Annotated in this window: 21 protein-coding genes; 13 read left to right on the plus strand and 8 right to left on the minus strand. The window is 68.5% G+C overall.

Annotated features, from left to right (window positions below; translation table 11 throughout):
• Window positions 1-29 precede the first annotated feature (29 nt).
• The 3 genes from ACSQ3Y_RS12945 (at window position 30) to ACSQ3Y_RS12955 (ending at window position 3798) form a co-directional block, all read left to right on the plus strand.
• A complete protein-coding gene (locus ACSQ3Y_RS12945; protein ID WP_436177538.1) occupies window positions 30-1235 on the plus strand; it encodes a calcium:proton antiporter in 1206 nt (401 codons plus the stop codon).
• Window positions 1236-1311: 76 nt separating this feature from the next.
• Window positions 1312-2085: a nitroreductase gene (locus ACSQ3Y_RS12950; RefSeq protein ID WP_436177539.1), complete on the plus strand. Its 774-nt coding sequence runs from the start codon at window positions 1312-1314 to the stop codon at window positions 2083-2085.
• Window positions 2086-2109: 24 nt separating this feature from the next.
• Window positions 2110-3798 carry an acyl-CoA synthetase gene (locus ACSQ3Y_RS12955; protein ID WP_436177540.1) on the plus strand — a complete coding sequence of 563 codons (1689 nt, stop codon included), beginning with the start codon at window positions 2110-2112 and terminating at the stop codon, window positions 3796-3798.
• A gap of 4 nt (window positions 3799-3802) precedes the next feature.
• On the opposite strand, the gene ACSQ3Y_RS12960 is transcribed toward ACSQ3Y_RS12955, so the two are convergent.
• Together ACSQ3Y_RS12960 and ACSQ3Y_RS12965 are read right to left on the minus strand one after the other, a co-directional pair.
• On the minus strand, window positions 3803-4489 hold the full coding sequence (locus ACSQ3Y_RS12960) for a Crp/Fnr family transcriptional regulator (protein WP_436177541.1): 687 nt from the start codon (window positions 4487-4489) through the stop codon (window positions 3803-3805).
• A 164-nt stretch (window positions 4490-4653) separates the two neighbouring features.
• On the minus strand, window positions 4654-6051 hold the full coding sequence (locus ACSQ3Y_RS12965) for a chloride channel protein (protein WP_436177542.1): 1398 nt from the start codon (window positions 6049-6051) through the stop codon (window positions 4654-4656).
• Window positions 6052-6315: 264 nt separating this feature from the next.
• On the opposite strand from ACSQ3Y_RS12965, the gene ACSQ3Y_RS12970 reads away from it, so the two are divergent.
• The 6 genes from ACSQ3Y_RS12970 to ACSQ3Y_RS12995 all read left to right on the plus strand — a co-directional run bounded on the left by ACSQ3Y_RS12970 (window position 6316) and on the right by ACSQ3Y_RS12995 (window position 11738).
• Window positions 6316-7311 carry a molybdopterin-binding oxidoreductase gene (locus tag ACSQ3Y_RS12970; protein WP_436177543.1) on the plus strand — a complete coding sequence of 332 codons (996 nt, stop codon included), beginning with the start codon at window positions 6316-6318 and terminating at the stop codon, window positions 7309-7311.
• A gap of 317 nt (window positions 7312-7628) precedes the next feature.
• The gene (gene kdgD, locus ACSQ3Y_RS12975) at window positions 7629-8540 is read left to right on the plus strand and encodes a 5-dehydro-4-deoxyglucarate dehydratase (RefSeq protein ID WP_436177544.1); all 912 of its coding nucleotides are present in this window, start codon (window positions 7629-7631) and stop codon (window positions 8538-8540) included.
• Window positions 8541-8740: 200 nt separating this feature from the next.
• Entirely contained in the window at window positions 8741-9712 is a 972-nt protein-coding gene (locus tag ACSQ3Y_RS12980) for a Bug family tripartite tricarboxylate transporter substrate binding protein (RefSeq protein WP_436177545.1), read from the plus strand.
• 49 nt (window positions 9713-9761) lie between these two features.
• Window positions 9762-11111: a glucarate dehydratase gene (gene gudD / locus ACSQ3Y_RS12985; protein ID WP_428001562.1), complete on the plus strand. Its 1350-nt coding sequence runs from the start codon at window positions 9762-9764 to the stop codon at window positions 11109-11111.
• 56 nt (window positions 11112-11167) lie between these two features.
• Window positions 11168-11446, plus strand: a complete 279-nt coding sequence (locus ACSQ3Y_RS12990) for a type II toxin-antitoxin system RelB/DinJ family antitoxin (protein WP_057204718.1) — start codon at window positions 11168-11170, stop codon at window positions 11444-11446.
• Window positions 11418-11738: a type II toxin-antitoxin system YafQ family toxin gene (locus ACSQ3Y_RS12995; protein ID WP_436177546.1), complete on the plus strand. Its 321-nt coding sequence runs from the start codon at window positions 11418-11420 to the stop codon at window positions 11736-11738. Before ACSQ3Y_RS12990 ends, ACSQ3Y_RS12995 begins: the two co-directional genes overlap by 29 nt.
• Window positions 11739-11747: 9 nt before the next feature.
• Here ACSQ3Y_RS12995 and ACSQ3Y_RS13000 read toward each other — a convergent pair whose 3' ends face one another.
• Both ACSQ3Y_RS13000 and ACSQ3Y_RS13005 read right to left on the minus strand, forming a co-directional pair.
• Window positions 11748-12551, minus strand: coding sequence for an IclR family transcriptional regulator (locus tag ACSQ3Y_RS13000; protein ID WP_436177547.1), 804 nt, complete (start codon window positions 12549-12551; stop codon window positions 11748-11750).
• A gap of 57 nt (window positions 12552-12608) precedes the next feature.
• Complete coding sequence (locus ACSQ3Y_RS13005; RefSeq protein WP_086924604.1) at window positions 12609-13520, minus strand: LysR family transcriptional regulator; 912 nt, start codon at window positions 13518-13520, stop codon at window positions 12609-12611.
• Window positions 13521-13623: 103 nt separating this feature from the next.
• Between ACSQ3Y_RS13005 and ACSQ3Y_RS13010 the strand changes: the two genes are divergently transcribed.
• The 4 genes from ACSQ3Y_RS13010 (at window position 13624) to ACSQ3Y_RS13025 (ending at window position 18597) form a co-directional block, all read left to right on the plus strand.
• Window positions 13624-15069 carry an aldehyde dehydrogenase family protein gene (locus ACSQ3Y_RS13010; RefSeq protein WP_436177548.1) on the plus strand — a complete coding sequence of 482 codons (1446 nt, stop codon included), beginning with the start codon at window positions 13624-13626 and terminating at the stop codon, window positions 15067-15069.
• Between the two features lie 22 nt (window positions 15070-15091).
• Window positions 15092-16711 (plus strand): benzoylformate decarboxylase, encoded by a 1620-nt coding sequence (gene mdlC / locus ACSQ3Y_RS13015; protein WP_057204710.1) that lies wholly within the window; start codon window positions 15092-15094, stop codon window positions 16709-16711.
• Window positions 16712-16780: 69 nt separating this feature from the next.
• Window positions 16781-17773: a Bug family tripartite tricarboxylate transporter substrate binding protein gene (locus tag ACSQ3Y_RS13020; protein ID WP_436177549.1), complete on the plus strand. Its 993-nt coding sequence runs from the start codon at window positions 16781-16783 to the stop codon at window positions 17771-17773.
• Between the two features lie 11 nt (window positions 17774-17784).
• The gene (locus tag ACSQ3Y_RS13025; protein WP_436177550.1) at window positions 17785-18597 is read left to right on the plus strand and encodes a class II aldolase/adducin family protein; all 813 of its coding nucleotides are present in this window, start codon (window positions 17785-17787) and stop codon (window positions 18595-18597) included.
• A gap of 67 nt (window positions 18598-18664) precedes the next feature.
• Here ACSQ3Y_RS13025 and ACSQ3Y_RS13030 read toward each other — a convergent pair whose 3' ends face one another.
• From ACSQ3Y_RS13030 to ACSQ3Y_RS13045, 4 genes are read right to left on the minus strand one after another with little or no spacing between them, the layout of a single operon-like run.
• On the minus strand, window positions 18665-19642 hold the full coding sequence (locus tag ACSQ3Y_RS13030; RefSeq protein ID WP_436177551.1) for a PDR/VanB family oxidoreductase: 978 nt from the start codon (window positions 19640-19642) through the stop codon (window positions 18665-18667).
• A gap of 7 nt (window positions 19643-19649) precedes the next feature.
• On the minus strand, window positions 19650-20432 hold the full coding sequence (locus ACSQ3Y_RS13035; RefSeq protein ID WP_436177552.1) for an SDR family NAD(P)-dependent oxidoreductase: 783 nt from the start codon (window positions 20430-20432) through the stop codon (window positions 19650-19652).
• A 4-nt stretch (window positions 20433-20436) separates the two neighbouring features.
• Entirely contained in the window at window positions 20437-21423 is a 987-nt protein-coding gene (locus ACSQ3Y_RS13040) for a Bug family tripartite tricarboxylate transporter substrate binding protein (RefSeq protein WP_436177553.1), read from the minus strand.
• 51 nt (window positions 21424-21474) lie between these two features.
• Window positions 21475-22749, minus strand: a complete 1275-nt coding sequence (locus tag ACSQ3Y_RS13045) for a Rieske 2Fe-2S domain-containing protein (RefSeq protein ID WP_436177554.1) — start codon at window positions 22747-22749, stop codon at window positions 21475-21477.
• Between the last annotated feature and the right edge of the window lie 9 nt (window positions 22750-22758).

The raw sequence follows: 22758 nt of genomic DNA on the forward strand, positions 1-22758 counted from the left end.
CGGCCCTTGTTTTCCTGCCCAGGGACGACATGCCCAAGCCGAACCCCCGCACCACCCCTCGCAGCGCCGCAGCGCATCCCGCTCACCCTGGCCAGCCGCGCCTGGTCGCACCCTCCACCTGGGCCTTGCTGGCCGGCGCGTGGCTGGTGGCCGGGCTCTTCATCGCCTTTGGCAGCACCTGGCTGGCGGCGCCGCTGACCACGGGTGTTGCGGCCGGCGCGTTCGGGCTGCTGTTCGCCACCATCCTCGCGGCCTCCTTCGGGGTGGTGCATGAGGCCGACCACCTCGCGCAGCAGCTCGGGGAGCCCTATGGCACGCTGGTGCTCACGCTGTCCATCGTCTCCATCGAGGTGATCCTTATCGCGTCGGTGCTGCTCGGCCCGGGCGATTCATCGGCCATCGGCCGCGACTCCATCTTCGCGGTGATGATGATCATCATGAACCTGGTGATCGGCATCTGCCTGGTGGCCGGCTCGGCCCGCCACGGCGACCAGGAGTACAACGCCCAGGGCGCCACGGCCTACCTGGGCATGATCGTGCTGCTCACCGGCACGGCGCTGGTGCTGCCCAACCACCTGGGCGGGGCGGGAGCGTTTTCCACACCCCAGGCGCTGGGCATGGCGGCCCTCACGGCCTGCCTGTACGCGGCGTTTCTGTGGCTGCAGATGCGCAGCCACCGGCGCTACTTCATTCAGCCAGCGGCCGGCAGCATGGCGGTGCCGGCAGCGGCTCAACGGACCAGGGGCGGCGAGACCGCAGCGATGCCTGGCCCGGCAGGGCGGCGGGCCATGGCTGTGCGCTCGGCCGTGCTGCTGGCACTGGTCCTGCCCATCGTGCTGCTGGCGCACTACCTGGCCATCGTGACGGACTACGGCATTGCCGCCGCCGGGGCGCCTGCCGCCGTGGGCGGGGTGCTCATCGCCATCATCGTCTTCACGCCCGAATCCATCACCGCCGTGCGCGCCGCCATGGGCAACGAGATGCAGCGCGCCATCAACCTGTGCCTGGGCGCCTTTGTCTCCACCGTGGGCCTGACGGTGCCGGCCGTGCTGCTCATCGGCGTGGCTACGGGCCAGCGCATGGCCATGGGCCTGTCGGGCACGGAGGTGGTGCTGCTGGTGCTGACGGTCGCGCTCGCTGTGCTCAGCTTCAACGGGCAGCGCACCTCGCCGATCCAGGGGCTGATGCACCTCACACTGTTTGCCGTGTTCGGGCTGGTGCTTTTTCTTCCCTGAGACAGCAGGGGCCGGGATTTCCCGAAATGTCATTGCATCGACAGTCATGCACGGCCGCCATGCCTAGCATGCCGGCATGACCTGTTCATCCCTGCCCACGGCCACTCTCGACCCTTCCATCGCGCACCCTGATCGGTCGCCCCACGCGGCTTCCGTCGCGGCCCAGCCGCTGCGCCAGGCGGTGGACTGGGCCATCGTCTCGCGGCGCAGCATTCGCGCCTTTTTGCCCACGCCGGTGGGGCAGGGCGAGGTGCATGCCATCCTCGACGTGGCGCGCCATGCGGCCTCGGGCATGAACACCCAGCCCTGGCGCGTGCACGTGCTCATGGGCGGAACCAAGGAGCGGCTGAGCGCCGCCATCACCGCCGTGGACAACGATGGCGAGGCCTCGGCCGCCCTCACCGAGCCCTACCACTACTACCCGCTCGAATGGGTCTCGCCCTATGTGGACCGGCGCCGCAAGGTGGGCTGGGACCTGTATGGGCTGCTCGGCATCACCAAGGGCGACAAGGCGCGCATGCACGCGCAGCACGGCCGCAACTACCGCTTCTTCGATGCACCCGTGGGGCTCATCTTCACGGTGAACCGGGTGATGCAGGCCGGCAGCCTGATGGACTACGGTATGTTCTTGCAGAGCGTGATGGTGGCGGCCCGCGCGCGCGGGCTCGACACCTGCCCGCAGGTGGCGTTCACGAAGTTCCACCGGGTCATTGCCGCCGAGCTCGGCATCCCCGATACCGAGATGGTGGTCTGCGGCATGAGCCTGGGCTACGCCGATCCGGCGGGCATCGAAAACACGCTGGTGACGCAGCGCGAGAGCGTCGAGTCGTTCACCACCTTTCACCCGTAAGCGCACCACCAAGGAGACACCACAGTGAACCACGCCTCTCCCCGCAGCCCTTACCAGACGGGTCTTGAGCGCACCCCCGCCAACCACCTGCCGCTCACGCCGCTGGGTTTTCTGGACCGCAGCGCGCAGGTGCACCCCGACGGCATTGCCGTGGTGCATGCAGGCAGCACGCAGACCTGGGCACAGACGCGCGAGCGCGCCTACCGCCTGGCCAGTGCCCTGGCCCGTCGCGGCGTGCAGCGCGGCGACACGGTGGCCATCCTCGCGCCCAACACGCCGGCCATGCTGGAGGCGCACCTGGGCATCCCCCTGTGCGGTGCGGTCATCAACGCTATCAACTGCCGGCTCGATGCCGAGGGCATCGCCTTCATCCTGCAGCACGGCGAGGCGCGCGTGCTGCTGGTGGACAGCGAGTTCGCGGCGCTGGCCGCCAAGGCCGTCGCGGGTCTGGCCCACCCGCCGCCGGTGGTCGCCATCCACGATGCGGGCCTGCCCGCGCAGCCGGCCTTCGGTGCAATCGACTACGAAGCCCTGCTGGCCGAGGGCGACCCGGCCTTCGAAGGCCTGTGGCCTGAGGACGAGTGGGACCCCATTGCGCTGAACTACACCTCGGGCACCACGGGCGACCCCAAGGGCGTGGTGCCCAGCCACCGGGGCGCCTACCTCATGAGCATGCTGCAGCTGACGGACTGGGCCATGCCGCGCAAGCCTGTGTACCTGTGGACGCTGCCCATGTTCCACGCCAACGGCTGGTGCTTCACCTGGGCCATCACGGCGGCGGCGGGCACGCATGTCTGCCTGCGCAAGGTCACGGCCAAAGCGATATTCGAAGCCATTGCCGAGCATGGCGTGGACCATTTCTGCGCCGCACCCACGGTGCTGGCCATGCTGGCGAATGCGCCGGCGCACGAGCGCATCGCGCTGCCGCGCCCGGTGCGTGTGCTCACGGCGGGCTCGCCGCCGCCCGCCGCCATCCTGCAGGCGATTGCCGCCATGGGCTTCGACGTGGACCATGTGTACGGCATCACCGAAGTCTCGGGCACGCCCGTGAGCTGCGTGCGCCAGCCGGGCTGGGCCGCCTTGCCTGAAGTCGGCCGTGCCCAGCTGCAGGCGCGCCAGGGCGTGCGCGCCGCCGCGCTGGAGCATCTGCGCGTGCTCGACCCCGACACGCTGCAGCCGGTGCCGGCCGATGGCGTGACCGCCGGCGAGATCATGCTGCGCGGCAACACGGTGATGAAGGGCTACCTCAAGAACCCCGGCGCCACGGCCAAGGCCTTTGCCAGCGGCTGGTTCCACACCGGTGACATCGCGGTGCTGCACCCCGATGGCTATGTGCAGATCACCGACCGGTCGAAGGACGTGATCATCTCGGGCGGTGAAAACATCTCCTCGGTGGAGGTGGAAGACTTGCTGCACCGCCACCCCGCCGTGCTGCTGGCCGCCGTGGTGGCCCAGCCCGACGAGCGCTGGGGCGAGGTACCCTGCGCCTTCGTGGAGCTCAAGCCCGATGCCGTGGGCAGCGTGAGCGCCGAGGAACTGATAGCCTTCTGCCGCAGCCATCTGGCGCGCTTCAAGTGCCCGCGCCAGGTCGTGTTCGAGGCCTTGCCCAAGACGGCCACCGGCAAGATCCAGAAGTTCCGCCTGCGCGAGATCGCGGGTAGCCGCGAGGCGATCATGCGGCTGGCGCAGGTTCAGACCGAGCCCGCAGGCTGAGGGCTCAGCCTTCGCGGGCAATCGCCTGGAGTACCTTCAGGTCGATCACCTCGATGGACCCATAGCCCAGGCGGATCGCGCCCCGGTCCTGCAGCTCCTGCAGTGCCCGGTTGGCCACCTGGCGCGACACGCCCGACAGACGCCCCAGCTCCTCCTGCGACAGCGTGATGCGCCGCGCGGTGTTGGGGAACAGCGCATCGTTGAACAGCCCCGACAGGCTGTAGGCCACCTGCGCCGTGGTGTCGCCCAACCGGTCGGTCTGCACTTGCGCCACGTAGTGGGCAAGGCGGGCATTGAGCTGCCCGATCAGCCATAGCGCAAACGGATGGCTCTCGTGCAGCAGCCGCAGGAACTCGCTGCGCGGCAGCAGCGCCACCACGCTGTCGGTCAGCGCCGTCACCGCATAGGGCCGGGGCTCGTCCTTGAGCACCGAGCCCTCGCCGAACCACGCGCCCGAGGGCACGCCCGCAAAGGTGCTGACGCGGCCTTCGGCGGTGATGTTGTCCAGCTTGAGCATGCCCTGCATCACCCCGGCCCAATGCGCCGTGGGCGTGCCGCGCGCAAACACCGCGCCGCCCGCAGGATAGCTGCGGACCGTGATCGCCTTGCGCACGCGCGCGGCCTCCTCGGCGGTGAGGGCAGACACCCAGGGCGATTGGACGAGGAAGAGGTCGAGGGGGTCTGCGGTCATGGCGTCCATGGCATCGAAGGAGGGCGCCTGGATTGTGGCGGCGATCCTGCTCGGCTCCAATAGGGCAAAGCCTGTGTGCGACATCTGCCATGGTCGCGGCCATGCGCGCATGCATGCTGTTGCGCAGCGTGGAGACTCTTCTCAGGGGCCGCTGCGGGCCGAGGTCACGGCGGCGGTGCGGGAGGTGAAACGGCCCTGGGCGCAGGTGCAGGCACGGGCGCGGGCGAAGGGGGCGGCGATGGCGCAGGCGGTGGCGCCATGGACTGCAGCATGGCCAGGGACAGCGTTTCGTACAGCGGCCGCGCCAGCATGCGGGAAACCAGGCTGGCGAGCATGGCCGCCGCCATCAGGCTGAGCACCATGGCGTGGCCGTCGACCATCTCCATGACGATGATGAAGGCCGTGAGCGGCGCCTGTGTGACGGCGGCGAGGAAGGCCGCCATGCCCATGGCGATGAGGGCGGGCGCTATGTCGCCGCCCAGCAGCAGCGACACGTTGTGGCCCACGCCCGCGCCGATGGACAGCGATGGGGCGAATATGCCACCCGGCACGCCCAGCCAGGCCGACAGCCAGGTGGCGACGAACTTGAGCGTGACGTAGAACGCCGGCATGTCGGCCTCGCCGGCCAGCATGTGCTTGACCGCTTCGGAGCCCGCGCCGAAGGTCGCGCCGCCGGTGGCCAGGCCGATCACCGCCACCACCAGCGCGCCGACCGCCGCGAAGCGGATCGGAAAGCGCGCGCGCAGCCGGCACATGCGCTCGGAGGTGCCGGTGAGCGAGGCGGCCAGCAGCTTGGCGAACAGGCCGCCCAGCACGCCGCAGGCCAGCGCCACGCACAGGCCGGGCAGCAGGGCGTCCCAGTCCAGGCGGGGCACCTGGATGCGGCCGAAGTAGCTCAGGTTGCCGAACGCCGATACCCCCATCAGCCCGGCCAGCACGATGGCCGTGATGATCACGCCGCTGCTGCGCGACTCCATCTTGCGCGACAGCTCTTCGATGGCGAACACCACGCCGGCCAGCGGTGCGTTGAACGCCGCCGCAATGCCCGCTGCGCCGCCCGCCACCAGCAGCGCATGCGCGGTGATGCCCGAGCGCGGGTCGAACCAGCGGCGCGCGTGGTGCATGACACCGGCCGCCACCTGCACCGAGGGGCCTTCGCGCCCGATGGACAGCCCCGCGAGGAAGCCCGCACTGGCCAGCAAGATCTTGGCGAACGAAAGCCACAGCGAGACGAAGCGCCCGCGCTTGCCTGTCTCCAGCGCCGGATCCAGTGCGGTGATGACCTGCGGTATGCCCGATCCTGCAGCCCCTGGCGCCCAGCGCCGCGTGGCCCACACCACCGCCGCCGTGACGGCCGGCATCCACAGCAGCACGGCCCAGCCACCCTGCCATTGGTAGATGTGCTGGAACAGCTCGAACGCCGCGTCGGCCAGCAGGGTGAAGGCCACCACGCACAGGCCTGCGGCACAGGCGTAGGCGAGCACGATGGAGCGGTCCAGCCAGCGCCGGCCGTCCTTCAGCTCCTCGCGCAGGTTGTCGAAGAAATTGGGCTCATGGTTCATGCGGGGCAGGCAGTGTGCGAAGCGGCAGGGCTCTGGGGCGTTGGCAAAACGGGGGCGGCGTGCAGGCCGGGCGGCAAGGTGTTGCATTGCGACTGCATCGCGCTGGGTGCAGTTCCCCGCTCGGGGCCACAACCCTGTCTGCATGCAAGAAGTCTACCAACCCGGTGGGTACCGTATTGCGTAAACAGGTGCTACTGGCACCTTCTGCTGCGCAGGCGGTGCCAGAATGGGCTTATCACCAGAATATATGAACGGGAGCCCCTCATGCCCAGCCTGCGCATCCAGCCGACGACCCTGAAGGCCGCGCTCTGCGCTGCGGTGCTGTGGCTGGTCCAGGGTTGCGCCACCCAGGCCGGCGACCCGCCCCGCGTGCAGGTCGTGTGCGCCGTGGATGCGGTGGCCGCCGAGTCGGTCGTGGACCTGCGCCTGCAGGGCGTGGTGCAGCAGCAGGTGAGCTTCAGGGACGACACCGGCCCGCAGGCGCGCAGCTATACCGGCGCGGCGCTGTGGCCGCTGCTGCAGGCCTGCGCGCTGCAGTCGGATGCGGCCACGGACCTCCATGGGCAGCGCGCGGCGGCGTTGCGCCGTTATGTCCTCGCCAGCGGGGCCGAGGGCTACAGCGCCGTGTTCTCGGTGGGCGAGCTGCACCCGGATTTTGGCAACAAGGCCAGCATCGTGGCCTATGCAGAGGCTGGGGCAGGCGATGCCGATGCCGCAGGGACAGCGCCATCGCTGCGCATCACCGCGCCGGGCGATGTGCAGGGCAGCCGCTACGTGGCCGGCCTCACGCGGCTGGAGGTGCGCTCGTCCGGCTCGGTGGGCGCGGGCAGCGGTGCGGCGCAGTCGCAGGCCGTGCAGGTGCTGGGCGCGGTGAAGAACACCCTGCGCCTTGATGAAGCGGCCCTGCGCGCGCTGCCGGCGGTCACGCAGGTGGTGGGCGGGCGCCGCTACACCGGCGTGGACCTGTGGGCGCTGCTGAGCGCCGTGGCCGGTATCGAGGCCGACAGCGCCAGCGGTGCCAACGTGCAGGGCATGTACCTGGTGGCCACCGGGGCCGATGGCTACCAGGCCCTGGTATCGCTGGCCGAGATCAGCCCCGAGCTGGGCAACCAGCGCGTGCTGATCGCCTACCGCCTGGACGACCAGCCCATGGCGCGCGGCATGGCACGGCTGGTGGTGGCCGGCGATGGCAAGGCCGGCCGCTCGGTGTCGGCGCTGGAGGCCATCGAGGTGTTTGCGGCTGCACCGGCGGCGCCGTAGCACGGCCGGGCCGGGCAGGGTAGCCCGGCGGTCGCCGGGCCGTGCGGGCTTGCTCGGTGCGCCAACACAGGCAGCGCAAAAATCAAAGATGTCGCATGACAAAGGGTTTTCCCTATGGCTTGCGTGAATGTTAACGTTAACATTGACCCATTCCAGCCATTTGACGCGGTTTGAAGTCTGCTTGCGAAGGGCTTCAGCCATGCCGAATGGCCGCCTGCAAGCCCCAAGGCCGTTAACTTGTGCTGGCGAAACGGCTGCTGCGAGCCACTTGTACGACCTGTTGATCCGCCCTGACCACCCACCGCCCCGCCACCACCATGAACCCGCAAGACCTCAAATCCATCATGGGCTCCGGCCTGCTCTCGTTCCCCGTCACGGACTTCGATGCCCAGGGCGACTTCAACCCCAGGGGCTATGCCGCGCGCCTCGAATGGCTGGCCCCCTATGGCGCCACCGCCCTGTTCGCCGCCGGCGGCACAGGTGAGTATTTCTCGCTGTCGGGTGCCGAATACGGTCAGGTCGTCAAGACCGCTGTGGACACCTGCCGCGGCAAGGTGCCCATCATTGCCGGTGCCGGCGGCCCCACCCGCACCGCCATCGCCCACGCCCAGGAGGCCGAGCGCCTGGGTGCCCACGGCATCCTGCTGTTGCCCCACTACCTGACCGAAGCCGGCCAGGAGGGTTTGATCGAGCATGTGGCTGCGGTCTGCAACAGTGTGAAGTTCGGCGTCATCGTCTACAACCGCGACCGCACCAAGCTGACGGCCAACTCGCTGGCGATCCTGGCCGAGCGCTGCCCCAACCTGATCGGCTTCAAGGACGGCGTGGGCAACATCGAGACCATGTCCTCGATCTTCATGAAGATGGGTGACCGCTTCTCCTACCTGGGCGGCCTGCCCACGGCCGAGGTGTATGCGGCAGCGTACAAGGCGCTGGGCACGCCGGTGTACTCGTCGGCGGTGTTCAACTTCATCCCCAAGACGGCGATGGACTTCTACAAGGCCGTGGCGGCCGACGACATGGCCACGCAGCACCGGCTGCTCAAGGATTTCTTCATGCCCTACCTGGACATCCGCAACAAGGTGGAAGGCTATGGGGTGAGCATCATCAAGGCGGGCGCCAAGCTGGTGGGCCACGATGCAGGGCCTGTGCGTGCGCCGCTGACGGACTTGAAGCCTGCCGAAATGGAGCAACTGAAAGCGCTGATCGACAAGCTCGGCCCGCAGTAAGAGCGGCTAACAAAACTCTTCTGGCGTCGTTGCCGCGTCTTGTCGTACTACTCGTACTGCCTACGACGCAGCGCCTAGCCAGAACCGCTTCGCTGAGTTTTGTTATCCGCTCTATGCGCAGCCTCCGCCCCACGCAAACCCCCAAGGCCCCGCAGAGGGCTACCGCAACGACAACACCACCACCTCCGGAGACATCCACCATGTTCGTCAAGAAATTGCTGCTGCTTGCCAGCGCCTGCACCCTGGCTTTTGCCGCAACGGCACAGACCACCCCCTGGCCCGAGAAGCCCGTGACCATCGTCGTGCCGTTCCCGGCCGGTGGCTCCACCGACATGGTGGCCCGCGCCATGGCCCTGCAAATGGGCGAGAAGCTGGGCCAGAACTTCGTGGTGGACAACCGCCCCGGTGCCACGGGCACGCTGGGTGCCGGTGCGGTCAAGCGCGCCGCGCCCGATGGTTACACGCTGCTGGTGTCGTCCCTGGGCGCCTTCGTCGTGGCGCCGCACCTGCTCAAGAGCGTGCCGTACGACGCGCTCAAGGATTTCGACTACATCACCGTGCCCGTGCAGGCGCCCAACGTGCTGGTGGCCGCGCCCAACCAGAAGGCCCGCACCGTCAAGGAAGTGGTCGCCCAGCTCAAGGCCAACCCCGGCAAGGTGAGCTTTGCCAGCTCGGGCAACGGCTCGTCGGACCACCTCTCGGCCGAAGTCTTCTGGCAGCAAAGCGGCACCGAAGGCCTGCACATCCCCTACAAGGGCGGTGCCCCGGCCATCAACGACCTGCTGGGCGGGCAGGTGGAGTTCTCGTTCCAGAACGTGAACGCGGTGCTGCAGCACATCCGCGCCGGCAAGCTGCATGCGATTGCCGTCACCGGCGACAAGCGCAGCCCCGTGCTGCCCGACGTGCCCACCCTGGCCGAGGCCGGCGTGGCCGGTGCCGAGGTGTACTCGTGGCAGGGTATGGCCGCACCCAAGGGCCTGCCTGCCGCCGTGAAGAAGAAGCTCTCGGACGCCGCCATCGCCGCCATGAACGACCCTGCGGTGAAGAAGCGCATGCTCGACCAGGGCCTGGAGATCGTGGCCAGCACGCCCGAAGCCTTCACCGCCTACCAGGCGCGCGAGTTCGCACGCTGGAAGACCGTCATAGAAACCCGCAAGATCACCGCAGATTGAGCAACCCAGGGGGCGCCCCTGCGCGCCTCCTTACTGTCTTTTGACCACCATGACCTCCTCCATCCCCTCTGCCACCAGCACCCCCGTCGTCACCGAACTGCGCGTGGTGCCCGTGGCGGGCCACGACAGCATGCTCATGAACCTGAGCGGCGCGCACGGCCCCTTCTTCACGCGCAACCTGATCATCTTGCGCGACAGCGCGGGCAACACCGGGGTAGGCGAGGTGCCCGGCGGCGAGAAGATCCGCCAGACCATCGAGGACGCGCGCGCGCTCATCGTGGGCCGGCCCATCGGCCACCACAACGCCGTGCTCAATGCCATGCGCGCCCAGTTTGCCGACCGCGATGCGGGCGGGCGTGGCCTGCAGACGTTCGATCTGCGCATCACCATCCACGCCGTGACGGCGGTGGAATCGGCCTTCCTCGACCTGCTGGGCCAGCACCTCAACGTGCCCGTGGCCGCGCTGTTGGGCGACGGCGTGCAGCGCGATGCGGTGCAGATGCTGGGCTACCTGTTCTACGTGGGTGACCGTGCCAAGACCGACCTGGCCTACCGCACCGAGCCCGGTGCCGACAACGACTGGTTTCGCCTGCGCAACGAGAAGGCCATGACCGCTGATGGCATCGTGCGCCTGGCCGAAGCCGCTTACGAGCGGTATGGCTTTGCCGACTTCAAGCTCAAGGGCGGCGTGCTGCGCGGCGAAGAAGAGGTCGAGGCCATCCGTGCGCTGCACGAGCGCTTTCCAGAGGCACGCGTGACGCTGGACCCCAACGGCGGCTGGCTGCTGAAGGACGCCATCCGCATCACGCGCGACCTGCACGGCGTGATGGCCTATGCCGAAGACCCCTGCGGCGCCGAGGGCGTGTTCTCGGGCCGCGAGGTGATGGCCGAGTTCCGCCGCGCCACGGGCCTGCCTACCGCCACCAACATGGTCGCCACCGACTGGCGCGAAATGGCGCACAGCCTGGCCCTGCAGTCGGTGGACATCCCCCTGGCCGACCCGCACTTCTGGACCATGGCCGGCTCGGTGCGCGTGGCGCAGATGTGCCAGGCCTTCGGCCTGACCTGGGGCTCGCATTCGAACAACCATTTCGACGTCTCGCTGGCCATGTTCACCCACGTGGGCGCCGCCGCCCCCGGCCGCGTCACCGCGATCGACACGCACTGGATCTGGCAGGACGGCGAGCGCCTGACCAAGGAGCCGTTCCAGATCAAGGACGGGTTCATAGCGCTGCCCCAAAAGCCCGGCCTGGGCGTGGAGCTGGACATGGACGAGGTCGAGCGTGCCCACCGCCTGTACCTGGAGCACGGCCTGGGCGCGCGTGACGACGCGATCGCCATGCAGTACCTGATTCCGGGGTGGAAGTTCAACAACAAGGCGCCGTGCATGGTGCGGTGAGGGGGCTCTTGACTGTATCTCAAAAGAGATACAAAATTGGGCCAAAGGATCACACCATGGCCCGTTCCAGCATGCTCCACGTCCGCGTGGACGACGACATCAAGGCGCAAGCCGGCGAGGCATTGGCAGCCATGGGGTTGTCGGTGTCGGATGCCGTGCGCATTCTGCTCAAACGCGTGGTCAATGACCAGGCCTTTCCGCTGGAACTCAAGGTGCCCAACGGCGAGACCCGGGCGGCCATGGAAGAGGCCCGCGCAATGGCCAAGAGCCGTGCCGCGCGTTTCGATTCCGCCAGCGCCCTGATCGATGACCTCGAAAAAGCCCGCCAGCAGTAAGCGGGCGTCCCCACCCAGGGCGTGCGACTACACCAAGGCTTTTCTCAAGGACTGGGAACGTCTTTCCCGATCCGGCCGATACGACCTTGCGCGCCTGAAAGAGGCCATGCTATTGCTGGTGGCCAACGACGCCCCTTTGGGCGCGGAGTGGCTGGACCATCCGCTCAAAGGCAACTGGGCAGACCACCGCGAGTGCCATATCGGCGGGGACTTCCTGCTGATCTACCAAGTGGACGGCAACGCCATCATCTTCGTGCGGACGGGTACGCATTCCGAACTGTTCGAGGACTGATCCACGGGGCTATCGTGTGCCGTGCCCCGCAAACCCCAGCGCCGCCGACAGCGCCCGCGCTTCCTCCTGCACCAGCGCGGCATAGTCTTTCACCAGCGCTTCGCTGAGCCGGGCGCTCGGGCCGAACAGGCCGAGCGAACCGACCACACGGCCGCTGCTCTCGAAGAAAGGGGCGGCGATGGCGACCGCGCCCTGGATCAGTTCGTCGCGGCTGGTGGCATGGCCGTCGCTGCGCACCTGCTGGAGCTGGCCGGTGACCCGCTTCGCATCTGCCGCGCTGGTCGCGCCATACGCCGGCAGGTCGCGTGCGTCGACATTCAGCCAAGCCAGGATGGAGCGGCCGCTGGCGCCGCGCACCAGCTTCTCGCGGTAGCCCACGCCGCGCCGGAAACTCAGCGGCTGGGTGCTGGGCAGCTCGGCTACGCAGACGCGGTCGACGCCTTCCTGCACGTGCAGCGACACGGTCTCGCGCGTGGTCTCCCACAGCCTGCGCATCATGGGCTGGGCCACGGTCTCGTAGCTGGTGCCGGCCGACCAGGCATGCGCCAGTTGCGCCACGGCAGGGCCCAGGCGAAAGCGCTGGGGCTCGCCCTGCGAGCTGAGAAAGCCCTTGGCGTCCAGCGTGTCGAGCAGGCGGTACAGAGTGGGGCGGCTCAGGTCCACGCGCTTGAGCAGCTCGGCCACCAGCAGGCCATCGTCGCCGGGCTTGAAAGCCAGCAGAATGTCCAGCGCGCGCTGCACGGCGCGCACGCCGCCCTCGGATTTGTCGGTGTCGGCAGTGGCATCGGCTGCCGAGGCAGTGGGTATTTTCATGGTGCTACTGTAGCGTGAATTGTCCATCTGACGGACTCGATTCCGGGGCGATTTTCCTCAAGAAGCTTCGAGTTCACGCAGGCACTGCAGGGCCATGTCCATGGCGGCGCTGCGCGAGGTGTCGCGGCGCCAGTACATCATCACCGGCGGGGCGGCGCTGAAGCGGATGGGCAGCCTTTTCAGCGCCCCCATGCGCTCGTACTGCGCGATGGAGCGCTCTGAGGCGATGGTCACCATGTCGCTGGCGGTCAGCATCGAGAAGCTGGCGAACACCGAGTTCGACTGCAGCGCATCGGCCGGCAGGCTGCGGTTGGCCAGGCGCAGCTCTTCGTTGAGCAGGGTGCGTACGGGGGTGTCGGGGCTGAACACTACCCAGCGGTAGCGGTACAGGTCGTCCCAGCCCATGGACTTGAGGCGGTGCAGCGGGTGGCCCTTGCGCGCTACGAAGTGCAGGGGCTCGTCGTAGAGCGCTTCCGATTCGACCTGCGCCGTCAGGTACTGCGGCTGGTAGCGGCCCACGGCGATGTCGAGTTCGCGCCGGCCCAGCATTTCCATCAGCCGGTCCATCGTGCCTTCGAAGATGTCCACGCGGGCGCGTGGCATGGCCTGCAGCAGGGCCAGCACGGCGGCCGGCACGGTGCTGGCAATCGTCGCCCCCGATCCGCCGATGGCCACGTAGCCGGTGCTGCCGGCCAGCAGCAGCGCCATTTCGTCGCGCGCCCGGTCCAGGTCCACGCCGATGCGCCGGGCGTGCTCGATCAGTGCCTCGCAGTAGTGCGTGGGCCGAAGGCCCCGCGCATGCCGCTCGAACAGCACCACGCCGATGTCGGCCTCCAGGTCCTTGAGCCATTTGGAGAGCGCGGGCTGCGTCATGTGCAACAGCTCGGCCGAGCGGCTCACGTTCTGTGTCTCGGCCAGGCTGACCAGCAGCTGCAGGTGGCGCAGGCGGATGCGTTGTGTCCAGTCCATGAGGTATGTCCTGTTTTGTATGGCTAAGTCATTTTATTCATTGGATTGTTGATGGCTTGCCGCCAATACTGCGCAACTGAACGACAACCAGGAGACACGATCCATGACGAAGGTGGCGCAGCATTACATCGACGGGGCCTGGATGCCCGCACGCGGAGCCATCGGCACCACGCTGAACCCCGCCACGGGCGAGCCGGCCGGGGAGTTCGTGGAGGGCACGGCCGCAGACGCGCAGGCCGCCATCGCCGCCGCCACGCGCGCATTCCATGCCACGTCCTGGAAGCACGATGCCCGGCTGCGCTCGGAGGTGCTGCTGGCCGTCGCCACCCGGCTGGAGGAGCGCCGCGAGCAGGTGGCCCACCTGCTCGTGGCCCAGAACGGCAAGCTGCTGCGCGAGGCCCTGGGCGAGGTGGGCGCTGCCATTTCCGAGCTGCGCTACTACGCCGGCCTGGCGCGCAACCTGTTCGGGCGGGTGGTCGAGATCGAGCCGGGCTGCTTCAGCACGCTGCACCGCGAGGCGGCCGGCGTGGCGGTGATCATCGTGCCGTGGAACGCGCCAGTGACGCTGCTGGTGCGCTCGCTGGGCCCCGCGCTGGCAGCCGGCTGCACCGTGGTGGTCAAGCCCGCGCACCAGACCGCGCTGGTGAGCAATCTGGTGCTGGAGACGGTGCTGTGCGACCCGCGCGTGCCGGCCGGCGTGGTCAACACCGTCACCGAGTCCGGCGCCGAGGTGGCGCGCGCGCTGTGCGAGTCGCCCGACGTGGGTGTGATCAGCTTCACCGGCTCCACCGCCGTGGGCAAGGCCATCGCACGGGCCACGGCGGGTAATCTCACGCGCCTGTCGCTGGAGCTGGGTGGCAAGGCCGCTGGCTTGGTCTTTGGCGACTGCGACATCGCCGCCACCGTGCGCGGCATGCTGGCGGGCGGGCTGATCCTGTCGGGTCAGCAGTGCACGGCGCTGGCCCGGGTGCTGGTGCACGAATCGGTCTACGACCGCTTTGCGGCCGAACTCTCCGAGGCCATGAGCCGCGTGCAGCCCGGCCCAGGCATGGACCCCGCATCCGGCATGGGGCCGCTGATCGACGTAGCCAACCGCGAGCGCATCCGCGCGCTGGTGGAAGGGGCGGCGGACGCCTCGGGCAAGGTGCTGGTGCACGGCCAGGTGCCAGGCGGCGCGCTGGCCCGGGGCGCCTTCATCGCCCCCAGCCTGATCGCCGTGGACGACCTCGCCAGCCCGCTGGTGCAAAACGAGTTGTTCGGCCCGGTGATGGTGATCGAGCGCTTCAAGGACGAGGACGATGCCGTCATGCGCGCCAACGCCACGCGCTACGGCCTGGCGGCCAGCGTCTGGACGGGCGACGCGGGCAAGGCCCGGCGCGTCGCCAGCCGGCTGCGCTCGGGCAGCGTCTGGATCAACGCGCACAACAAGCTCTTTGCCGAGATCGAGACCGGCGGCGAGCGCGACAGCGGCTACGGCCGGCTGCATGGCGTGGAGGGCATGAACGACTTCCTGGTGACCAAGCATGTCTACCAGAGCCACATTGCGTGACCCCGCAGCAGAAAGCGACCCGATGAATTCATCCCCAATTACAACCCAGGCCCTGCAGGGACTGGCCCTGCCCAGCGTGCGCGACACCTTCTACCACCTGATGCGCGAGGTGGGCTGCACGAAGATCTTCGGCAACCCCGGCTCCACCGAGCTGCCGATGGTGCGCAACTTTCCCGACGATTTCGAGTACGTGCTGGGCCTGCAGGAGGCCTCGGTGGTCGGCATGGCCGACGGATACGCGCAGGCCAGCGGCAACGCCGCGTTCGTGAACCTGCACTCGGCTGCCGGCGTGGGCAACGCCATGGGCAACATCTACACTGCCTTCAAGAACCAGACGCCGCTGGTCATCATCGCGGGCCAGCAGTCGCGCTCGATCCAGCCCTTCGACCCGTATCTGAACTCGCGCCGCGCGGCCGAGCTGCCCCAGCCCTATGTGAAGTGGAGCATCGAACCCGCGCGCGCGGAGGACGTGCCCGCAGCCATCCGCAAGGCCTACCACATCGCCATGCAGCAGCCACGCGGCCCCGTGCTGGTGTCGGTGCCCTCCGACGACTGGGACAGGGGCTGCCAGCCGCTGATGGCGGCGCAGGTAAGCCAGGCAGTGGCGCCCGACCCGGCGCAGATCCAGCGGCTGCGCACGCTGATCGGCAGAAGCCGGCGCGTCGCCCTGGTGGTGGGCGCGGCCATTGATCGGGAGTCGGCCTGGCCCGAAGCAGTGCAGCTGGCAGAGGCTTGCCAGGCTGCCGTCTTCGCGGCGCCCATGTCCTCGCGCGCCTCCTTCCCCGAGACACATCCCCACTTCCAGGGCTTCCTGCCCGCCTCGGCGGCGGCCATTCGTGAGCAACTGCACGGCCATGACCTGGTGCTGGTGGTCGGCGGGCCTGCGTTCACCTACCATGTGGAGCGCGATACCGAAGGCTCGCACCTGCCCGAGGACGCCATGCTGGCGGTGCTGACCGACGACGCCGAGGCCGCCGCCTCCGTGCCCCAGGGCATTGCGGTGCAGGGCAGCGTGCGCCTGGGGCTGCAGGCGCTGCTGCAGGGCCTGGGCGAGCGGCTCGCGGCCGACGTGCCGCGCCGCCCCCGGCCCGCGCTGGCCGAGGGCACCAGCCCCATCAGCGTGGCCTACGTGCTGCAGACCCTGTCGCGGCTGCGTGATGCGCGCGACATCATCGTCGAGGAGGCGCCGACGGCCCGCGTGGTGATGCACCAGTACCTGCCCATCACCGAGCCCGGCACCTTCTACACCATGGCCAGCGGCGGGCTGGGCTACGGCATGCCGGCGGCCGTGGGCATCGCCATGGCGCGGCGCGACCGGCGTGTCATCTGTGTGATTGGCGACGGCTCCAGCATGTACAGCATCCAGAGCCTGTGGACGGCTGCCCAGCAGGGCGCCAACGTGGTCTTCGTGGTGCTCAACAACCGCCGCTATGCGGCGCTCAAGCGCTTTGCCGGCGTGCTCGGCTTCGCGCCGAGTGAAAAACTGGTCGGCATCGACATCCCCGGCATCGATTTCAGCGGCCTGGCCACGTCGCAGGGCTGCTTTGGCGAGAAGGTGGACCGCTGGGAGCAGGTCGAGCCAGCGCTTGCACAGGCCCTGCAGCGCCAGGGCCCCAGCGTCATCGACGTGGAAGTGGCCTGATGGCAGGCCGCATGCCACGATAGGTGGGACGCCACCGGACATTCCCCCGAATACATAAAAAGGAGACACATGACACACGCAACCACCGGGCTCGGCCGAGCCACCAAGACCCTCCTGGCACTCACCTGCCTGGCCACTTCCATGGGCGCCTCCATGGGCGCCACCGCGGCGCAGTGGCCCGACAAGCCCATCACCATCATCGTGGGCTATGCGCCCGGGGGCGCCAACGACGTGATCGCGCGCTTCCTGGCCGAAAAGCTGCAGCCTGTGCTCAAGCAGACGGTCATCGTGGAGAACCGCGCCGGGGTCGCCTCCATCATCGGTGCCCAGGCCGTGGCGCGCGCCAAGCCCGATGGCTACACCCTGCTCATGGGCGCCAGCGGCCCCATGGTGTTCAACCACGCGCTGTATTCGAAGCTGCCCTACAAGCCCACGGACTTCGCGCCCATCTCGCTTACCGGCACCTTCCCGCTGGTGCTGATCGCCAACAAGGACGACCCGGCGCGCAACGTCAAGGAGCTGGTGGAGGCCTCCATCCGCCACCCCGAGCGCTCCAACTACGGGGCCAGTGCGGCATCGTTCCAGCTGATCACCGAGCTGTTCAACGAGGCCACGGGCGCGAAGTTCTCGCACATCGGCTACAAGGGCAGCATGGAGTCGGTGACGGCGGTGATGTCCAAGACGGTGTCCATGACCATCATCGACGCAGGCCCGGCGGCCACGGGCATCAACAGCGGCAAGGCCAAGCCCCTGGCGGTGACCTCCGCCGAGCGCATGAAGCAGTACCCCGACGTGCCGACGATGAAGGAACTGGGCATCGACGCCACCATCACGCTCTGGAGTGGCCTGTTCGCGCCGGCCAACACGCCGCCCGAGATCGTCAAGCGCCTGCATGCGGAGGTGGAGCGCATCGCGGCCACGCCGGAGGCCAGGCAGCGGCTGGAGGCCCTGGGGGTGACGCCCGTTGCTTCCAGCAGCCCGGCCCAGTTCTCCGATCAGATCGACAGCGAGATCGTGCGCTGGAAAGAGGCCGCCCGGCGCAGCGGCGTGAAGGCCGATTGAAAGGCGACGCGATGCCCGCAACCACCCAACAATCCACCCCCGAGGTGCTGCTGCAGGTCACCAGCACGGGCCTGAACTGGCCCACCCCACCGGTGTTCGCCAGCCCGGAGGACGAGCGCCTGCACTTGAAGCAGCGCCTGGCTGCAGGCTTTCGCATCTTCGCGATGCATGGCTTCGACGCCGGTATCGCGGGCCACATCAGCGCGCGCGACCCCATTCTCACGGACCACTTCTGGGTCAACCCGCTGGGCATGCACTTCAGCCGCATCACGGTGTCCGACCTGGTGCTCATCGACCACGACGGGCGCATCGTGCAGGGCCAGCACCCGGTGAATGCGGCGGCGTTCTCCATCCACTCGCGCATCCACCGCGCGCGGCCCGATGTGGTGGCGGCAGCGCACTCGCATTCGCGCTACGGTACGGCCTTTGCCTCGCTGGGTCGGCCGCTGCCGCCCATCACGCAGGAGGCCTGCGCGTTCTACGGCGACCATGCCGTCATGCAGGCCTATGGCGGCATTGCCAGCGAGCTGTCCGAAGGCGACCTCATCGCCCAGAGCCTGGGCCAGGGCAAGGCCGTGATCTGCCGCAACCACGCGCACTTCACCGTGGGCCATTCGGTGGACGAGGCGGTCTTCTGGTTTTTGCGCATGGAGCGCGCCTTCGAGCAGTACCTGCTGGCCTGCGCGGTGGGTTCGCCCATCGAGATCGACGCGGCCACGGCCGCCGCCACGGCGCGCCAGCTCGGCTCGCACCGTGCGGGTTGGTTCGCCATGCAGCCGCTGATGGACAAGGTGATTGCCGAGCAGCCAGAACTGCTGGTTTGACGCTTGCCAACAAGGAACGCCGGCCGTTGCATTGCGCAACGGCCGGCGTTTGCATGGGTGGCGGTGTTCAGCAATCGAGCACGAGGACTCCCGACTTGCAGCCCGAGACGCAGACCATCATCGACCGATTGGCCGCCTGCTCCTGTTTGCTCAGGATCAGGTCGCGGTGGTCCACATCGCCCGAGATGACCTTGACCTCGCAGGCGCCGCACACCCCCTCGCGGCAGCTGTACTCGGGGTTCATGCCAGCGTCGATCAGTGCGTCCAGCAGCGCGATGCCGGGCGCCACGTGCACGGTCTTGCCGGACTTGCGCAGCTCCACGGCATAGCCGTCCTGGGGCGTCTGGGGCGCGGCCAGCGGCGCGGCGGCAAAGCGCTCCAGGTGCACATGGGCCAGGCCCAGCTGTTCGCAGGCCTGCTCATAGGCATCCAGCAGGGGCAAGGGGCCGCAGCAGTAGAAGTGCGTGCCTGCGGGGTGGCCGGCCAGCAGGTGGGGCAGGTCGGCGCGCGTGCCGCGCTCGTCCTTGAAATGCCAGTCCACCGTGAGCCGGCCTTGGGAGGCGGAGGCGAGCGACTCGATCTCGGCCACGAAGGCCGCGCTCTGGCGGCTGCCCGCGCAGTAGATGAGGTGGGCCGGGCGCCCGAGCGCTGCCAGCCGCTGCAGCATGGCGTAGATGGGCGTGATGCCGATCCCGCCGGCCACTAGCACGCTGTAGGGCGCGGCTTCGTCGAGCGCGAAGTGGTTGCGCGGCCCGCCGATGGCGATCTGTCGGCCCACGCGCAGGGATTCGTGCACGAAGCGCGAGCCCCCGCGGCTGGCCTTGTCCAGCGCCACGGCCACCACGTAGCGGTGGCTTTCGCCGGGGTTGGTCAGCGAGTAGCTGCGCGTGAGGCCATCGGCCAGGTGCAGGTCGATGTGGGCACCGGCTTCGACCGCCTGCGCGAAGGCCGTGGCCGGCGCCAGCGGGCGCAGCTCCACGCTGACGGTGCCCGCCGCCTCGTACCGCAGCTGCTGAACGAATGCCTGAAGGGAGCTGGAGGACATGGCGCTCTCACATGATGTGCAGGCCACCGTCCACCATCAGCGTGGTGCCGGTGATGAACGAGGCTTCGCCGGATGCGAGCCAGAGGATGGGCCAGGCGATCTCTTCGGGCGATGCCCAGCGGCCGATCAGCGAGGTGTCCTTGCGCTCCACCTTGAGCTGCTCGACGCTCTTGCCCGCCCCCTGCGCGCGGCCGACGTGGAAGTCGGTCAGCGTGGAGCCGGGGCACACCGCGTTGGCGCGCACGCCGTGCGGGGCTTCCTCGAAGGCCAGGCTGCGCGTGTACGCCAGCTGGGCGGCCTTGGTCGCGTCGTACAGCGCCATGCCCTTGCGCCCGGTGACGGCGTAGCACGATGACACGTTGACGATGCTGCCTGTGCCCGCCGTGCGCAGCGCCGGCAGGGCCGCGCGGCAGTAGTTGGACATGCCCACCAGGTTCACGCCCACCATGGCATGCCATTCGGCGGCCGTGGCGTCCGCTGCCGCGCTGTAGTTGCGCATGGCCGCGTTGTTCACCAGGATGTCGAGGCCCCCCCACAGAGTGGCGCACTGCTGCACGGCGGCCAGGGCGGCGGCCTCGTCGGCCACGTCGGCCGTGGCGCAGGCCAGGCGTGCGCCGGGCAGGGCCTCTTCGATGGCCGTTCGTGTGCGTTCGAGCGCCTCGCCGTTGGCGTCCACCAGCAGCACGGCGGCGCCTTCGCGGCAAAAGAGATGGGCGGCTGCGGCGCCGATGCCCGCGCCCGCACCGGTGATCAGGGCGGTGCGCCCTGCGAGTCGGAGTTCGTTGCGCATCGTCTTAATCTGCCTTCGCGCCAGTGGCTTTGATGACCTTGCCCCAGCGCGTGATCTCGGTGGCGATCCAGTCGCTGAACTGTTTGGGCGTGCTGGCGACGACCTCGAACTCCATCTCCTGCAGGCGCTTGGTGATATCGGGCGAGTTCAGTATGCGCACCATCGCCTGGTGGTAGCTGTTGACGATGGCCGGCGGCGTGTTGGCCGGCGCGAGCAGGCCGATCCACGACGTGGCCTCGAAATCCTTCAGGCCCGACTCGGCCAGGGTGGGGATGTCCGGCGTGCTCGGAAAGCGCTTGGGACCGGTGGAAGCCAGCAGCTTCAGGCGCCCCTCCTTGACGAAACCCTGCACATTGCCCGGCACGAAGAAGCCGGCCTGGATATTGCCCGCGATCAGGTCCGTGATGGCCGGGCCTGCGCCGCGGTAGGGCACGTGCGTCATCTGGAAGCCAGCGGCTGACTTCATCATCTCCATGGTCAGGTGCGAGGCGCTGCCCATGGCGACCGAGCCGTAGGCGTACTTCTTCGGGTCGGCCTTGGCCTTGGCGATGAAGTCCCGCACGTCGGTGATGCCGGTGTCCGGGTTCACCACCAGATACTGCGGCGACTTCACGGCCAGCGTGATGGGCGCCAGGTCCTTCTGCGGGTCGTAGGGCATCTTGTCGAACAGCGTGACATTGATGGCCAGCGGCCCGTTGTAGCCGATCAGCAGGGTGTGGCCGTCCGGGGCCGCACGGCTCACTTCGGCGGCGCCGATGTTGCCGCCCGCACCCGGCTTGTTCTCGACGAAGAAGGGCTGGCCCATCGCCTCCTGCAGCTTGGGCGCAATCATGCGCGCCAGCACGTCGTTGGTGCTGCCGGTGATGGGCACGACGATGCGCACCGGCTTGGTCGGGCGCCAGTCGGTGGCTGCGGCGGCCTGGGCCCAGGCAGAAGGGGCCGCGCAGGCCAGTAGCGCCAGGGTGGCGGCGAGTTTCATGGGGTTTTGCATCGCTGTCTCCGTTGTTGTCTATCGTGCGGGCGCCCCGCTGGGGCGCTTGGGTCAGAGGCTGAAGACCGGCTTCTTCGTGGCGTCGGCCAGTTCCTCGCGCGCCCAGGCCACGGGGTCCTGGTCCTTGGGCAGCAGCACGCCGGCAGGGCGCACGTGTTGTTCGCGGGCATCCAGGGCTGGGGGCGTCTGGCCCTGCTCCAGGCCCAGGGCCGCCTCGTGCAGCATGCGCCGGGCCATGACGATGGCCTTGTCGGTGGGCAGCAGCTTCTCGGCCTCGTGGTCCTGGATGGAACCCATGCTCTCCTGCAGCGAGTAGTCCTGCGCCGAGAATCCGAAGATGCCGCTGTAGGAGCGGTCCTCGCGCTGGGCCACGCGGTCCATGCCGTAGTCGTTGTCGCGGTTGGCCTTGGGGACGAAGCTGCCCGGCGCCTCGTACTCGACGTGGATGCCCTTGCCTTCCTCCATCGCAGTGCGCTCCTCGGCGGTGAGCGGGTGGGCAGGCTGCCAGTTGATGCTCCAGGCCCAGCAGCTGTGGTCGTCGATGGGCACCCACACATGGCCGCCCAGCGCGTGCTCGCCGAACGGCGCGATCAGCGTGAACCACGGGAACAGGTACTGCGTGATGCGCCAGTAGTACGAATCGGCCTCGCCGTTGCGCCGCCCGAACAGGCTCAGCCCGAAGGGGGTCTGCTCGATCTCGAACTTCACGTTGCCGTCGGCCTTGATGTAGTCGAGCGCCTTCACGCCCTGATGCATGGGGTCGGTGTCCACCTCGAAGCGGTGCACGTACGAGACGTGGGCCGTGTCGATGCCGCCTTCCATGGCCTGCAGCCAGTTGCTGTACTGCAGGCGCTTGGAGACGAACACATGCTCGGGCGGCAGGGTGCACCACTCCAGCTCGGGCGGCGCGGGCTGCTGGTCGGCCGGGCCCATGTAGGCCCAGACGATGCCGCCACGCTCCACACAGGGGTAGCCCTTGATGTGCATGCGCGAGCAGGCCTGGGGCGAGGAGGGCACGTCCACGCACTGGCCCTTGCCGTCGAACTTGACGCCGTGGTAGGCGCAGCGGATGCCGTTCTCTTCGTTGCGCCCGAAGTAGAGCGACACGCCCCGGTGCGAGCAGAACTCGCCGATCAGGCAGGCCTGGCCGTCGGTGTTGCGAAAGGCGAGCAGCTTTTCGCCCAGCAGTTGCACGCGCACCTGCGGGCCATCGGGCTCGGGTATTTCGGCGCACGCCAGAGCAGGCACCCAGTAGCGGCGCATCAGGTTGCCCATGCGCGTACCGGGGCCTACGCGGGTGAGCGTTTCAGACATTTCCTTGTTCACAGTCGTCTC

The organism is Acidovorax sp. LjRoot66 (genome assembly GCF_964253305.1).
Taxonomy (GTDB): Bacteria; Pseudomonadota; Gammaproteobacteria; order Burkholderiales; family Burkholderiaceae_C; genus Acidovorax.

What these genes read in the sequence shown, in the direction of transcription:
- kdgD (WP_436177544.1), top strand. Translation starts at nt 7,629, where the DNA reads ATGAACCCGCAAGACCTCAAATCCATCATGGGCTCCGGCCTGCTCTCG.
- ACSQ3Y_RS13000 (WP_436177547.1), bottom strand. Translation starts at nt 12,551, where the DNA reads ATGAAAATACCCACTGCCTCGGCAGCCGATGCCACTGCCGACACCGAC.
- ACSQ3Y_RS12980 (WP_436177545.1), top strand. Translation starts at nt 8,741, where the DNA reads ATGTTCGTCAAGAAATTGCTGCTGCTTGCCAGCGCCTGCACCCTGGCT.
- ACSQ3Y_RS12995 (WP_436177546.1), top strand. Translation starts at nt 11,418, where the DNA reads ATGACCTCGAAAAAGCCCGCCAGCAGTAAGCGGGCGTCCCCACCCAGG.
- ACSQ3Y_RS13020 (WP_436177549.1), top strand. Translation starts at nt 16,781, where the DNA reads ATGACACACGCAACCACCGGGCTCGGCCGAGCCACCAAGACCCTCCTG.
- mdlC (WP_057204710.1), top strand. Translation starts at nt 15,092, where the DNA reads ATGAATTCATCCCCAATTACAACCCAGGCCCTGCAGGGACTGGCCCTG.
- ACSQ3Y_RS12950 (WP_436177539.1), top strand. Translation starts at nt 1,312, where the DNA reads ATGACCTGTTCATCCCTGCCCACGGCCACTCTCGACCCTTCCATCGCG.
- ACSQ3Y_RS13025 (WP_436177550.1), top strand. Translation starts at nt 17,785, where the DNA reads ATGCCCGCAACCACCCAACAATCCACCCCCGAGGTGCTGCTGCAGGTC.
- ACSQ3Y_RS12960 (WP_436177541.1), bottom strand. Translation starts at nt 4,489, where the DNA reads ATGACCGCAGACCCCCTCGACCTCTTCCTCGTCCAATCGCCCTGGGTG.
- ACSQ3Y_RS13035 (WP_436177552.1), bottom strand. Translation starts at nt 20,432, where the DNA reads ATGCGCAACGAACTCCGACTCGCAGGGCGCACCGCCCTGATCACCGGT.
- ACSQ3Y_RS13010 (WP_436177548.1), top strand. Translation starts at nt 13,624, where the DNA reads ATGACGAAGGTGGCGCAGCATTACATCGACGGGGCCTGGATGCCCGCA.
- ACSQ3Y_RS13030 (WP_436177551.1), bottom strand. Translation starts at nt 19,642, where the DNA reads ATGTCCTCCAGCTCCCTTCAGGCATTCGTTCAGCAGCTGCGGTACGAG.
- ACSQ3Y_RS12970 (WP_436177543.1), top strand. Translation starts at nt 6,316, where the DNA reads ATGCCCAGCCTGCGCATCCAGCCGACGACCCTGAAGGCCGCGCTCTGC.
- ACSQ3Y_RS13005 (WP_086924604.1), bottom strand. Translation starts at nt 13,520, where the DNA reads ATGGACTGGACACAACGCATCCGCCTGCGCCACCTGCAGCTGCTGGTC.
- ACSQ3Y_RS12945 (WP_436177538.1), top strand. Translation starts at nt 30, where the DNA reads ATGCCCAAGCCGAACCCCCGCACCACCCCTCGCAGCGCCGCAGCGCAT.
- ACSQ3Y_RS12990 (WP_057204718.1), top strand. Translation starts at nt 11,168, where the DNA reads ATGGCCCGTTCCAGCATGCTCCACGTCCGCGTGGACGACGACATCAAG.
- ACSQ3Y_RS13040 (WP_436177553.1), bottom strand. Translation starts at nt 21,423, where the DNA reads ATGCAAAACCCCATGAAACTCGCCGCCACCCTGGCGCTACTGGCCTGC.
- ACSQ3Y_RS12965 (WP_436177542.1), bottom strand. Translation starts at nt 6,051, where the DNA reads ATGAACCATGAGCCCAATTTCTTCGACAACCTGCGCGAGGAGCTGAAG.
- gudD (WP_428001562.1), top strand. Translation starts at nt 9,762, where the DNA reads ATGACCTCCTCCATCCCCTCTGCCACCAGCACCCCCGTCGTCACCGAA.